Annotated in this window: 9 protein-coding genes; 5 read left to right on the top strand and 4 right to left on the bottom strand. The window is 68.5% G+C overall.

Translation table 11 applies throughout. The features are described 5' to 3' along the window. The first annotated feature begins 142 nt into the window (after window positions 1-142). The gene (gene dnaA / locus AC2YHJ_RS19535; protein ID WP_487397836.1) at window positions 143-1,579 is read left to right on the top strand and encodes a chromosomal replication initiator protein DnaA; all 1,437 of its coding nucleotides are present in this window, start codon (window positions 143-145) and stop codon (window positions 1,577-1,579) included. Between the two features lie 393 nt (window positions 1,580-1,972). Then, a complete protein-coding gene (dnaN, locus tag AC2YHJ_RS19530) occupies window positions 1,973-3,103 on the top strand; it encodes a DNA polymerase III subunit beta (protein ID WP_487397780.1) in 1,131 nt (376 codons plus the stop codon). A 6-nt stretch (window positions 3,104-3,109) separates the two neighbouring features. Here the strand turns inward: dnaN and AC2YHJ_RS19525 are convergent, their stop codons facing one another. Then, window positions 3,110-3,478 (bottom strand): hypothetical protein, encoded by a 369-nt coding sequence (locus tag AC2YHJ_RS19525; RefSeq protein ID WP_487397779.1) that lies wholly within the window; start codon window positions 3,476-3,478, stop codon window positions 3,110-3,112. Window positions 3,479-3,563: 85 nt separating this feature from the next. On the opposite strand from AC2YHJ_RS19525, the gene recF reads away from it, so the two are divergent. Both recF and gyrB read left to right on the top strand, forming a co-directional pair. Beyond that, window positions 3,564-4,703: a DNA replication/repair protein RecF gene (recF, locus tag AC2YHJ_RS19520; protein ID WP_487397778.1), complete on the top strand. Its 1,140-nt coding sequence runs from the start codon at window positions 3,564-3,566 to the stop codon at window positions 4,701-4,703. A gap of 66 nt (window positions 4,704-4,769) precedes the next feature. Next, the gene (gene gyrB, locus AC2YHJ_RS19515; RefSeq protein ID WP_487397776.1) at window positions 4,770-7,196 is read left to right on the top strand and encodes a DNA topoisomerase (ATP-hydrolyzing) subunit B; all 2,427 of its coding nucleotides are present in this window, start codon (window positions 4,770-4,772) and stop codon (window positions 7,194-7,196) included. Window positions 7,197-7,253: 57 nt separating this feature from the next. Here gyrB and AC2YHJ_RS19510 read toward each other — a convergent pair whose 3' ends face one another. Further along, complete coding sequence (locus AC2YHJ_RS19510) at window positions 7,254-7,715, bottom strand: Lrp/AsnC ligand binding domain-containing protein (RefSeq protein ID WP_487397775.1); 462 nt, start codon at window positions 7,713-7,715, stop codon at window positions 7,254-7,256. Window positions 7,716-7,831: 116 nt separating this feature from the next. On the opposite strand from AC2YHJ_RS19510, the gene putA reads away from it, so the two are divergent. Beyond that, on the top strand, window positions 7,832-11,530 hold the full coding sequence (gene putA, locus AC2YHJ_RS19505; RefSeq protein WP_487397773.1) for a trifunctional transcriptional regulator/proline dehydrogenase/L-glutamate gamma-semialdehyde dehydrogenase: 3,699 nt from the start codon (window positions 7,832-7,834) through the stop codon (window positions 11,528-11,530). Window positions 11,531-11,549: 19 nt separating this feature from the next. Here putA and AC2YHJ_RS19500 read toward each other — a convergent pair whose 3' ends face one another. Both AC2YHJ_RS19500 and AC2YHJ_RS19495 read right to left on the bottom strand, forming a co-directional pair. Next, complete coding sequence (locus AC2YHJ_RS19500; RefSeq protein WP_487397772.1) at window positions 11,550-12,179, bottom strand: fumarate hydratase C-terminal domain-containing protein; 630 nt, start codon at window positions 12,177-12,179, stop codon at window positions 11,550-11,552. Beyond that, window positions 12,176-13,045: a fumarate hydratase gene (locus AC2YHJ_RS19495; protein ID WP_487397771.1), complete on the bottom strand. Its 870-nt coding sequence runs from the start codon at window positions 13,043-13,045 to the stop codon at window positions 12,176-12,178. The genes AC2YHJ_RS19500 and AC2YHJ_RS19495 overlap by 4 nt, the downstream gene beginning before the upstream one ends. Window positions 13,046-13,135 lie beyond the last annotated feature (90 nt).

The following is a 13,135-nucleotide window of genomic DNA, read 5'->3' as shown; positions in this document are numbered from 1 at the left end:
GCACGACATTGTCGCTTGCGACAGGCATGTGACGCGGTAGTGTTCTGCACTTCGGGGGTTGGTTCTCTTTCAACACGCCATCTGCAAAGCGGATGGCAGGCTTCAGGTGGAGGCCTGCGTGAAGGAGCAGTGGGGGATGGCAATGGAGAAGCAGCTCGGGTCTGATACCGCGCGCTCCGCAGCATCCCTTCAGGAATCCTGGGCCCGCATCCGTGGCCGCCTGCGCGACGAGGTCGGTGAGGTCGAGTACCGCACCTGGCTGCGCCAGATGACGCTGGTCGGCATCGAGGGCGACGAGGTTGTCGTCCATCTTCCCACGCGTTTCCTCCGCGACTGGGTGCGCAGCCACTATGGCGACCGGCTCCGCGCGCTGTGGCAGCAGGAAGTCGCCTCGGTGCGGCGCGCCGATGTGCGCGTCGGCCCGCAGCCGCGCAGCACCGAACCGGCGATCGAGGATGATGCCGGCATTGCGCCGGTGCCCGTGCAGCCCGGCCTGGCCGAGGCGCTGGCGCCACCCGCACCGCGCCCCAATGCCGCCGACCCGCGCGGCGAATGGTCCGCGCCGCTCGATCCGCGCTTCACCTTCGACACCTTCGTCGTCGGCAAGCCGAACGAATTCGCCTATGCCTGCGCGCGCCGCGTCGCCGAGAAGCCGGCGAGCCCGGGCTTCAATCCGCTGTTCCTTTATGGCGGCGTGGGCCTGGGCAAGACGCATCTGATGCACGCCGTCGCCTGGGCCATCCGCGGCGGCGAGCCGGCGCGCAATGTCGCCTATATGAGCGCCGAGAAGTTCATGTACCGCTTCATTTCGGCGCTGCGCAGCCAGTCCACGATGGAGTTCAAGGAAAGCCTGCGCTCGGTCGACGTTCTGATGGTGGACGACCTGCAGTTCCTGATCGGCAAGGACAATACGCAGGAGGAATTCTTCCACACCTTCAACGCGCTGATCGACGCCGGGAAACAAATCATCATCAGTGCGGACAAGTCGCCGTCCGATCTCAATGGGCTTGAGGACCGGCTGCGCACGCGGCTGGGCTGCGGCATGGTGGCGGACATCCACGCCACCACCTTCGAGCTGCGCCTGTCGATCCTGCAGGCCAAGGCGAATGCGGCGGGTGTGGCCGTACCGAAGAACGTGCACGAATTCCTCGCGCACAAGATCACGTCGAATGTGCGGGAACTGGAAGGCGCGCTGAACCGGCTGATCGCGCATGCCAACCTTTTCGGCCGCGCGATCACGCTGGAATCCGCCCAGGACGTGCTGCACGACCTGCTGCGCGCCCATGATCGCCGCGTCACGATCGAGGAGATCCAGCGCAAGGTCGCCGAGCACTACAACATCCGCCTGACCGACATGAGCAGCGCACGCCGCGCGCGCAACGTTGCGCGGCCGCGCCAGGTGGCCATGTATCTCGCGAAGCAGCTCACCTCGCGGTCCCTGCCCGAGATCGGGCGGCGCTTCGGCAACCGCGACCATACGACAGTGATGCACGCGGTCTCGCGCATCTCGGAACTGATGCAGGCGGACAGCGCCTTCGCCGAGGATGTCGAGCTGCTGCGGCGGATGCTCGAGACCTGATGCGGTGGGCCAGAGAGGGGCTTTGCCCCTCTCCGGACCTCACCCCACCAAAGGCCCGGGGCCTTTGGAAACCATCACCCGGCGCTGGGCACATCGGGCCCGCACCATGACGGCCATACCGTCGCGCACGACGCCAGGAAGCCGGCATTCCAAAGGCCCCTTGGCCTCTGGTGGGGGTAGCTCGAAGGGGGCAACGCCCCCTTCGATCCCACGCTTTCCCGCCTTTCCCGGCCCGAATCGCGCTGATATGGTGCCTGCCCCTCGGTATCCGGCCGCGTGGGCCGATTCGGGCCCGGTCGGGGGTCGCTGGGACAGGGCGACACAGGCGGCCCCGCATCCGGCCATTGCCGGGCCAGGCGGAGGCCGCCCCAAAGATCGGGACGTCGGGCTGCGATGAAGTTCACGGTGGACAGGGCGGTGCTGCTGAAGGCTCTTGCGCATGTGCAGAGCGTGGTCGAGCGCCGCAACACCATTCCGATCCTCGCCAATGTGCTGCTGGATGCGAAGACCGAGGGCAGCCTGACGCTGACCGCCACTGACATGGAGATCGCGGTGGTCGAGGAGATCGCCGGCGTGACCGTGCCGCGCGGCGGGCGCACCACCGCACCGGCGGCGACGCTGTACGAGATCGTGCGCAAGCTGCCCGAAGGTGCACGCGTCGAGCTCGACCACGGCGGCGGCGACGGGCCGCTGACGCTGCGCGCGGGCAAGTTCAACACGGCGCTGTCGGTGCTGCCGGTGGACGATTTCCCGTCGATGACGGAAGGCAAGCTGCCGACCAAGTTCTCGATCAAGGCGGGCGTGCTGCGCGACCTGATCGACCGCACGCGCTTCGCGATCAGCACCGAGGAAACGCGCTACTACCTCAACGGCATCTATTTGCATGCCGCCGAGGCCGATGGCGCGCCGGTGCTGCGCGCCGTGGCGACGGACGGCCATCGCCTGGCGCGCGTCGAGGAACCGCTGCCCGACGGTGCGAAGGGCATGCCCGGCGTGATCGTGCCGCGCAAGACGGTGAACGAGGTTCGCAAGCTCGCGGAGGAAACGCAGGACGAGATCGAGATCCGCCTGTCGGACACCAAGGTCCGCTTCGGCCTCGGCACCGTCTCGCTGACCTCCAAGCTGATCGACGGCACCTTCCCGGAGTATGAGCGCGTCATCCCGCGCGGCAACGACAAGAAGCTGACCGTGCCGAAGAAGGATTTCGAGGAGGCGGTGGCCCGCGTTGCGGCGATTTCGTCGGAGCGTTCGCGGCCGGTGAAGCTGTCCATCTCGCGCAACAACCTGCTGCTGTCTGCCGCCAGCCCCGACCAGGGCCAGGCGCAGGAGGAACTGGACAGCGACACCGTGAGCTACGAGAGCAGCCCGCTCGAGATCGGGTTCCAGGCGCGGTATCTCACGGACATCACGGCGCAGATCGGCGAGAAGATGGAGTTCCTGTTCGCCGACGGCGCCGCGCCGACCATCGTGCGCGATGAGGCGAAGCCCGAGGCGCTGTTCGTGCTGATGCCGATGCGGGTGTGATCGGGGCTATCCCCAGACCAGCATCGCGACGCCGCCGGCCATGGCGGCGAAACCGATGAGGCGAAGGACGGCAATCTCGCCAGCTGTGATCGCGGGCTCGCATCGTGCCGGCCTGTCGGGATCATAGACGATAGCCAGCACGCCGCCGGGTGCTGGCTGCGGTCCTTCGCCATCGATGCTGGTGGATGTCGTCACCTCGGTGCCGTCCGGCAGGACGAAGCCGAGCCGCCATCTGGTGCCCCATCGCGACGTGCCGAGGAACCGGGCCTCGGCCCGGAACCAGCGCCTCTGGCGGCGCGCACTGCGGATCAGCGTCGCATTCCACCAGAGCATGAAGGCGCTGATCCCTGCGCCGGCCAGCTGAAGTGCCGTCATCGCCCTTCTCGCACCGAGGCCATTCCAGGGACGGGGCGCGGCTGGTATCCCCTCGCCAGTGCGTCCCTCCGGCCCGCCCAGTCTGTTGCTCACGCGGCTCCTGCTGCAAGACTTCCGCTCCTGGCCATCGCTGGAAGCGCATTTCGCCGCGCCCATCGTCGCCATCGCCGGCGAGAATGGCGCGGGCAAGACCAACCTGCTGGAAGCGATCTCCCTGCTCGGCCCCGGCCGGGGGCTGCGCGGTGCGCGCATGGGCGAACTCGGCCGCCGCGCCGATGGCGCGCCGCGCCCCTGGGCTGCCGCGGGCCGCTTCGCGACACCCTATGGCGCCTTCGACATCGGGACGGGCTCGGACCCGGAGGGTGCCTCCGAACGCCGCCTGTTCCGGCTGGATGGCCAGCCCGTGCGCACCCAGGCGGACCTCGCCGACCGCATCGCCGTGGTCTGGCTGACGCCGCAGATGGACCGGCTGTTCCAGGAGGGCGCGTCGGGGCGCCGCCGCTTCCTCGATCGCCTGGCCTGGGCGCTGGAGCCGACCCATGCGCGGGAAGTCGCGGCGCATGACAACGCCATGTCCCAGCGCAACCGCCTGTTGGCCGGCGGGCGGGCGGATGCGGCCTGGCTGGCGGGGCTGGAGGATGCGATGGCGCGCCATGCCGTCGCCGCCACGGCCACGCGGCGCGCGCTGGCCGCGCGCCTCAACGCAGTGATGGCGTCAGGGTCCGCCACAGGAGCCTTCCCGGCCGCCCGCATGGGCCTGCTCTGCCCGATCGCCGGGGCCCTGGCCGACCAGCCCGCCCTGGCCGTGGAGGACGCCCTGCGCGCCGCGCTGGCTACCGATCGCCGGCGCGATGCCGCCGCCGGCGGGGCCGCGCGTGGCGCCCATCGCGCCGACATGACGCTGACCCATCTGCCGAAGGACCAACTGGCCGAGATGTGCTCGACCGGGGAACAGAAGGCCCTGCTGATCTCGACCGTGCTGGCGCATGCCTCGCTGATCGCCGAGGCACGCGGCTTCGCGCCACTGCTTCTGCTGGACGAGGTCGCGGCGCACCTCGATTCCGCCCGCCGGGAGGCACTGTTCGCGGCCCTTGCGGGCCTGCCCGCGCAATCCTTCCTGACCGGCACCGATGCCGAGGTTTTCCGCCCCCTTCAGGGGATCGCGGACCGCTTTCGCGCCAGCCCTGGAATCCTTGTTCCGGAGGGCGAAAGCGGGTCGCACTGAGGGGGGAAAAACCCTATATCTGCAACAACGATTTCGACCCCTTCAGAGCAGGAGCTAGCGCGCCGCATGAGCGAGCCCGCGCGTCCCGAGTCCGACGCCTACGACAGCGCCTCCATCACCGTCCTTCGGGGCCTCGAAGCCGTGCGCAAGCGGCCGGGAATGTACATCGGCGACACCGATGACGGATCCGGCCTGCACCACATGGCCTTCGAGATCATCGATAACGCCGTGGACGAAGCGCAGGCCGGTTTCGCCACCGGCTGCCATGTCACGCTGAATGGCGATGGCAGCGTGACCGTGCGCGACGATGGCCGCGGCATTCCGGTCGACATCCATCCCGAGGAAGGTGTGTCCGCAGCCGAGGTCGTGCTCACGCGCCTGCATGCGGGCGGCAAGTTCAACCAGAATTCCTACAAGGTCTCCGGCGGTCTGCACGGCGTCGGCGCCGCGGTGGTCAATGCGCTTTCCGAATGGATGGAAGTGCGAATCTGGCGCGACGGCAAGGAACATCGACTGCGCTTCGAGCATGGTGACACCGTCGTGCCGTGCGGCGTGATCGGGGCATCCGACCGCCCGACCGGCACGGAGGTCACTTTCAAGCCCTCCGCGCTGACCTTCACGAAGACCGAATTCGACTTCGCGGTGCTGGAACGGCGCCTGCGCGAACTTGCCTTCCTCAATTCGGGCCTGCGCATCACGCTACGTGATGAACGCCATGCCGAGGTGCAGGAGACGGCGTTCCACTTCGACGGCGGCCTGGTGGCCTTCGTGGAATGGCTCGACAAGGGCAAGACGCCAGTGTTCGGCGCGCCGATTAGCATCGTGTCGAAGGAACAGGACGGCATCCGCGTCGAGCTCGCGCTCCGCTGGAACGATTCCTATCACGAGACGATGCTCTGCTTCACGAACAACATCCCGCAGCGGGATGGCGGCACGCATCTCGCCGGCTTCCGCCAGGCGCTGACGCGCGTGCTTGGCAAGGTTGCCGACGGCCTCGCGAAGAAGGACAAGGTGACGCTGGCCGGGGAGGACATGCGCGAGGGCATCACCGCCGTGCTGTCCGTGAAGGTGCCGGACCCCAAGTTCAGCAGCCAGACCAAGGAAAAGCTGGTTTCCTCGGAAGTCCAGCCGGTCGTCCAGGTTGCCGTCGCCGATGCCCTGACCCATTGGTTCGAGACGCATCCGAAGGAAGCCAAGGAAGTCGTCGGCAAGATCATGGACGCGGCGGCGGCGCGCGAAGCCGCGCGCAAGGCGCGTGAGCTGACGCGGCGCAAGGGCGTGCTGGACGTCTCCTCCCTGCCCGGCAAGCTCGCCGACTGCCAGGAACGCGACCCGACCAAATGCGAATTGTTCCTGGTCGAGGGTGACTCGGCCGGTGGTTCCGCCAAGCAGGGGCGCGACCGCGCCTTCCAGGCGATCCTGCCGCTCAAGGGCAAGATCCTGAATGTCGAGCGCGCGCGCTTCGACAAGATGCTCGGCAGTGCGGAGATCGGCACGCTGATCACCGCGCTCGGCACCGGCATCGGCCGTGGCGAGATCAGCGAAGGCGGCTTCGACCCGGGCAAGCTGCGCTACCACCGCATCGTCATCATGACCGACGCGGATGTGGACGGGTCGCACATCCGCACGCTGCTGCTGACCTTCTTCTTCCGGCAGATGCCGGAATTGATCGCGCGCGGGCATCTGTATATCGCCCAGCCGCCGCTGTACCGGGCAAAGCGCGGCAATGAGGAACGCTACCTGAAGGACGACCGCGCACTCGAGGATTTCCTGATCGAGAAGGCGTTGTCCGGGGCTTCGATCCGCTTCTTCGACGGCCGGCTGCTGACCGCCGACGACCTGCGCGCCGAGCAGGAGTTCCACCGCCAGGCGACGTCACGCATCCGCCGCCTGTCCAGCGTCGTGCCGGCGGAGATCGTGGAACAGGCCGCTGTGACCGGCGCGCTGACGATGGATGCCGATCGGGCGACCGCCGCTGCGCAGGCGCTGGCCGGCAGGCTCAACGCCCTGGCGCCGGAGAATGAGCGCGGCTGGGTCGCGAGCACGGGCGAATCCGGACTGACGCTGGCGCGCACCGTGCGTGGCGTGGCCGAGCGTCATACGCTCGACGCCACCGCGCTGCGCAGTGCGGAGGCGCGCTGGCTGGATGAGCGACGCGACCGCCTGGCGCGCGACTTCGCCGCCGGCCCGGCGGTTCTGCTGCTGGGATCGCATGAACACCCGGCGCATGGTCCGGTTCAGGCCTTCGACCGGCTGATCGCGGAGGGCCGCAAGGGCCTCGCCATCCAGCGCTTCAAGGGCCTTGGCGAGATGAACCCGGATCAGCTGTGGAAGACCACGCTCGATCCCGCAGCGCGCACGCTGCTGAAGGTGCGCGTCGAGGATGTCGAGGATGCGGAGCAGGTCTTCTCCACCCTGATGGGCGACCTGGTGGAACCGCGCCGCGACTTTATCGTCGGCAATGCACTGAAGGTGGCGAATCTCGACGTGTAGCCCCGCCTGCCGGGGCTGAGTCGGACCTGGGCGCCGCAGGGCGTCCAGGCGGCTGTGTCACAGCATCAGCGGCCCGTCCGTCTTCACTTCCTCCATCACCGCATAGGTCCTGGTTTCGCGCACGCCAGGCAGGCCGAGCAGCACGCCGCCAAGGAAGGCGCGATAGGCCGGCATGTCCCGCACCCGCGTCTTGATGAGGTAGTCGAAGCCCCCCGCGACCATGTGGCATTCCAGCACCTCGGGTGCCCGGCGTACGGCTTCCGCGAAGCGCTCGAAGACATCGGGCGTGGTCTTGTCGAGCAGCACCTCGACGAAGACCAGCAGGCCGAAGCCAAGCTTCCGTGGATCGAGGCGCGCGCCGAAGCCGACGACGTAGCCGTCCCGGACCAGCCGGCGCAGGCGTTCGCTCGTGGCCGTGGGCGAAAGGCCGACCCGGTCGGAAAGGTCCAGGTTCGTCACCCGCCCGTCGCGTTGAAGGACGTCGAGGATCCGATAGTCGAGGCGATCAAGCGGCTGCATACTTCACGGCAAAATGGCGATCTGACGGTGTATCCTGCGGCCGCTAGGCTCAAATTGCCAGCTTTTCTGCGCCCAGCGGGGGCTAGGGTCGGGGCCCCGCACGAGAGCCCCCGGCCATGCCCACGCAACCGACTTCCTCCCATGGCGCCGCGAACCCAACTGATCGCGAAACTGGACCCTTCCGCGCCTTCGCGGCGTCGACCCGACCTCGGACGATCCTGCGCGCGCGGATCACCGAGGCCTATCGGCGGGCGGAGGAGGATTGCCTGCCGCCCCTGATCCAGGCGGCGACCTTGCCTGGTCCGGCGAGCGCGGCGGCCGGAGGCCTGGCGCGGCGGCTCGTGGAAGCGCTGCGCGCCAAGGGTAGCCGCAGTGGCGTGGAAGGGCTGGTGCAGGAATTCTCGCTCTCCAGCCAGGAGGGCGTGGCGCTCATGTGCCTCGCCGAGGCGTTGCTGCGCATTCCGGACAATGCGACGCGCGACGCGCTGATCCGCGACAAGATCGCCGGTGGTGACTGGCGCGCGCATCTGGGGCACAGCCCGTCGCTGTTCGTGAATGCGGCGACCTGGGGGCTGGTCGTCACGGGCAGGCTGACCGCGACCGGCAGCGAGACCGGCCTCGGCGCCGCGCTGACGCGGCTGATCGCGCGCAGCGGCGAACCGGTCATCCGGAAGGGCGTTGACCTCGCCATGCGCATGATGGGCGAGCAATTCGTCACTGGCCGGACGATTGAGGAGGCGCTGTCCAACAGCCGCAGGATGGAAGCGAAGGGCTTCCGCCATTCCTACGACATGCTGGGGGAGGCCGCGACCACGGCGCAGGATGCCGCGCGCTACTATGCGGCCTACGAGCAGGCCATCCACGCCATTGGCAAGGCGTCGGCGGGGCGCGGCATCTATGAAGGGCCCGGCATCTCGATCAAGTTGTCCGCGCTGCATCCGCGATACTCCCGCGCGCAGTTCGATCGGGTCATGGCTGAACTGCTGCCGCGCGTGCAGGCGCTCGCGGTGCTGGCGCGGCGCTACGACATTGGGCTGAACATCGATGCGGAGGAAGCCGATCGGCTGGAGATCTCGCTCGACCTGCTGGAAGCGTTGTGCCTGTCGCCCGAGATGGCCGGCTGGAACGGCATCGGCTTCGTCGTGCAGGCTTATCAGAAGCGCGCGCCCTTCGTGCTCGACTGGATCATCGATCTCGCGCGGCGCAGCGGGCACCGGATCATGCTGCGCCTGGTCAAGGGTGCCTATTGGGACAGCGAGATCAAACGCGCCCAGATGGATGGGCTGGAAGGCTTCCCGGTCTTCACGCGCAAGGTGCACACGGATGTGTCCTACCTCGCCTGCGCGCGGAAGCTGCTGGCGGCGCCGGATGCCGTCTTCCCGCAATTCGCCACGCACAATGCGCAGACGCTGGCCAGCATCCATGCCGTGGCGGGCGCCAATTTCTACGTCGGGCAATACGAGTTTCAATGCCTGCACGGCATGGGCGAGCCGCTTTATGAGGAAGTCGTCGGCCGCGAGAAGCTGAACAGGCCGTGCCGCATCTATGCCCCCGTCGGCACGCATGAAACCCTGCTCGCCTATCTCGTGCGGCGATTGCTGGAGAACGGCGCCAACTCCTCCTTCGTGCATCGCATCGGCGATGCGGATGTCCCGCTTGACGCCCTGATCGCCGATCCCGTTGAGGAAGCGCGCGTCCTGGTGCCGCTCGGCGCGCCGCACCCGCGCATCGCCCTGCCGCGAGACCTGTTCGGCGATGAGCGCCCCAACAGCGCCGGTCTGGACTTGTCCAATGAGCAGCGGCTCGCCGTGCTTGGCAGTGTATTGCTGGCGAGCGCCGAAGTGCCGCTGCACGCCGCGCCGATCCTGGCGACGGGCGAGGTCGCCGGCATGCCGCGCGAGGTGCGCAATCCGGCCGACAGCGACGACATCATCGGCAGCGTTGCCGAGGCGACGCCCGCGATCGTGGACGCCGCTCTGGCCGCGGCAGACGCTGCGTCTGCATGGCCATCGACCCCGCCGGACGAACGCGCTGCCTGCCTGCTGCGTGCCGCGAACACGATGGAAGCGCGGATGTCGGACCTGCTCGGGCCGATCGTGCGCGAGGCCGGCAAGTCCCTGCCGAATGCCATCGCCGAGGTGCGGGAAGCCGTGGACTTCCTGCGATACTACGCGCGCCAGGGCGAGCAATTCGACGCTGCGACGCATGTGCCGCTCGGCCCCGTGGCCTGCATCAGCCCGTGGAACTTCCCGCTCGCCATCTTCACTGGCCAGGTCGCGGCGGCGCTGGCGGCGGGCAATGTCGTGCTCGCCAAGCCGGCGGAGGAGACGCCGTTGATCGCCACCCTTGCCGTTCGCCTGTTACACGACGCCGGCGTGCCGCGCGACGCGCTGCAACTGCTGCCCGGCGACGGCGCGGTCGGCGCGGCGCTGGTCGCCGATCCACGCATCCGTGGGGTGATGTTCACGGGGTCCACCGAAGTGGCACGGCTGATCCAACGGCAACTGGCGGGACGCCTGAACCCGGGCGGAACGCCGGTGCCGCTGATCGCGGAGACGGGTGGCCAGAACGCGCTGGTGGTGGACAGTTCGGCTCTGCCGGAACAGGTGGTCGGGGATGTGATCGCCTCCGCCTTCGACAGCGCGGGGCAGCGCTGTTCCGCGCTGCGCGTGCTGTGCCTGCAGGACGACATCGCCGATCGCGTGCTGGCCATGCTGAAGGGTGCGGTGGCTGAACTTTCGATCGGCAATCCGGATCGGCTGTCCACCGATGTCGGCCCGGTGATCACCGCCGAGGCGCAGCAGGGTATCGTCCAGCATATCGAGACGATGCGCCGCAACGGCCGCGCCGTGCATGCGGCGCAACTGCCCCCGGCTTGCGACCGCGGCACCTTCGTGCCGCCGACCATCATCGAGATCGGCAGCTTCGCCGAGCTCACACGCGAGGTCTTCGGTCCCGTCCTCCACGTCCTGCGCTTCCGACGGGAGGATACCGACGCGCTGCTGCGGCAGATCAACGCAGCCGGATACGGCCTGACCTTCGGCGTGCATTCGCGCATCGACGAGACCATCGACCACCTGACCGAACGCGCGACGGCCGGCAACATCTACGTCAACCGGAACCTGATCGGCGCGGTGGTGGGTGTGCAGCCCTTCGGCGGCCGTGGGCTGTCCGGCACCGGGCCCAAGGCGGGCGGGCCGCTCTATCTGCGCCGGCTGCTGGCGGCCTGTCCGGCGGGGACGGGCCTCGCGGCGCCGCCTGCGGCACCGCTGGCGCTGGCCGCCTGGTGCGACTGGCTGGCCGCGCGGGGCGACACGCAGGTTGCTGCGCGCTGCCGCGCCCATGGCGCGCGGAGCCGCGTCGGCCTGCGTGTCGCGCTGCCGGGGCCGGTGGGGGAGAGCAATCTCTACCTGTTGGAACCGCGAGGGACGGTGCTCTGCGTGGCGGAGACCGCATTCGGCGCGATGGTGCAGGCCGGCGCGGCGCTGGCGACCGGCAACGTGGCCATCCTGCGCGCCCCGGCGGATGTCCTGGACGGCCTGCCAGACGCGCTGCGCCGTCTGATCCGGCCCGAAGGACGCGATGAGGCGCCGAATTGTACGGCGGTGCTGCATGAAGGCAGCGCGGAAGCGCTGCGTGCGCTGGCCGAGGAAGTGGCGCAGTGGGATGGCCCGATCCGGCCGGTTTTCGCCGCGACGGTGGAAGGCCTCGCATCGGGCGTGGCGGATTACCCGCTCGAGTTTCTCGTGTCGGAGCGCTCTGTCAGCACCAACACGGCTGCCGCCGGCGGCAATGCCTCCCTCATGAGTCTCTGACGGTTCCGGGCGAAACGGCTCAGCCGCCCGCTGCCGCGCGATCCTTCGCCAACTGCTCCAGAATCGCTGGCATGCGGTCCTGCGCCTGGTCCTGCAGCGTTTCAAACAGGCTGTTGCCATGGGCGTCGATGCCGACGGTCAACGGGCCCAAGCCCCGCACCGCCAGCCGCACCAGCCGGTAATGCGCGACGAGGTCGCCGTAGGCGACCTCCCTCACAGCCTCGATCGCGCCGGAATGCAGCGGCGCGCCACCGCCAAGGAAGGAGAGATAGACGCAGCCGGCCTCCTTCATCGCCGCGACGCAGCCGGCATCCAGCCCGCCCTTGCCGCCCACCGCGGTCAGGCCGAAATGCCGGATCAGCCCAGGCATCAGCCGGTTGAAGCGCGTGCTGGTGGTCGGGTTCATGTACAGGATCTCAAGCCCGCCATCCGCCGTGTCGCGGCTGTAGGAACCGAGATGCAGCAGCGATCCGCCCTGCAGCGGGAAGGGCGGATCGCGCCCTTCCTCCACGCAGGCAACCAGGCGCTGGACGGTGGGCAGGCCGGCGGTGATGACGATCTCACCATCGACCAGGATCATGTCGCCGGCCCGCAGGCTGCGCGCATCCTCGCGCGACATCGGCATGCGGATTGTGCGGAACTCGCTCATTCGAACCGCTCCACGCTGCCATCCGCATGCAGTCGCGCCCGTGTGCGGCGGTTGATCCAGCAATTGAAGCAGACCGCGACGGGCGTGTAGCCATGGCCGGACGCATAGTCGACATGCACGGCGAGTGCGGTGGTGTCGCCGCCCGTGCCCATCGGCCCGAAGCCTGTCGCATTCACGGCGCGCAGCAGGCGTTCCTCCATCGCGGCCAGCACCGGCTCGGCGTTCGCGCTGCCGACCTGGCGCATCGTCGCCTTGCTGGCGATGCGTGCGGCGACATCGAAGGATCCGCCGATGCCCACGCCGATGATGACCGGTGGGCAATGCTGCGAACCCGCCTGCATCACGACCTTCATGACATAGGCCTCGATCTCGGCGAGCGTCGGGAAGGAGAACGTCTCCAGCGCCGCCCAGCGTCCGGAGCCAAGCGCCTTGGGCTGGCACAGGATCTCGACCCAATCCGTCCCGCCGGCGACATCCCAGGTCACCAGCGGCATGTCGCGGCCCTTGTAGCCGCGTTCATTGGTCAGCGGGTTCGTCACATGCTTCAGCAGCGGCGGGTTGATGCGTTGCACGAGTTCGTCGAAGCCGTCGGAGATCGCGGCCTTGATGTCGCCTTCCAACCGCGCGGCGCTTCCGATCGTCACGTGATAGACCGGCACGCCGGCGTCGGAGCAGACGAAGCGGTCCTCGTCCTCCGCTTTCTGCGCGCTGGTCAGCATCATGCGCAGCACCTTGCGTGCGCCGTCCTGCGTCTCGGAATCCAGCGCGCGGCGCAGCCCGTCCTTGGTATCGGCCGGCACGGCGCGCAGCGACCAATCGTACAGATCGGCCGACAACGCCTTCACCGCGTCATAGGTGATGGGCATGCCCTGGTCGTTCCCTACCCCTGCGGGCGGGGGGCTGGACGCCGCCGCCTGCGCCCTTAAAGTCATACAACTGACCTAACGACACAAGAG

It is taken from the genome of Roseomonas sp. SRI_022, assembly GCF_057586215.1.
The sequence above is the reverse complement of the archived record's forward strand: the minus strand, read 5'-3'. Positions and strand labels throughout refer to the sequence as shown.

Excerpts from the sequence above, each read along its gene's own strand:
- dnaA (WP_487397836.1), top strand. The coding sequence starts at position 143 with ATGGAGAAGCAGCTCGGGTCTGATACCGCGCGCTCCGCAGCATCCCTT.
- putA (WP_487397773.1), top strand. The coding sequence starts at position 7,832 with ATGCCCACGCAACCGACTTCCTCCCATGGCGCCGCGAACCCAACTGAT.
- AC2YHJ_RS19495 (WP_487397771.1), bottom strand. The coding sequence starts at position 13,045 with ATGCCCATCACCTATGACGCGGTGAAGGCGTTGTCGGCCGATCTGTAC.
- AC2YHJ_RS19500 (WP_487397772.1), bottom strand. The coding sequence starts at position 12,179 with ATGAGCGAGTTCCGCACAATCCGCATGCCGATGTCGCGCGAGGATGCG.
- dnaN (WP_487397780.1), top strand. The coding sequence starts at position 1,973 with ATGAAGTTCACGGTGGACAGGGCGGTGCTGCTGAAGGCTCTTGCGCAT.
- AC2YHJ_RS19510 (WP_487397775.1), bottom strand. The coding sequence starts at position 7,715 with ATGCAGCCGCTTGATCGCCTCGACTATCGGATCCTCGACGTCCTTCAA.
- gyrB (WP_487397776.1), top strand. The coding sequence starts at position 4,770 with ATGAGCGAGCCCGCGCGTCCCGAGTCCGACGCCTACGACAGCGCCTCC.
- AC2YHJ_RS19525 (WP_487397779.1), bottom strand. The coding sequence starts at position 3,478 with ATGACGGCACTTCAGCTGGCCGGCGCAGGGATCAGCGCCTTCATGCTC.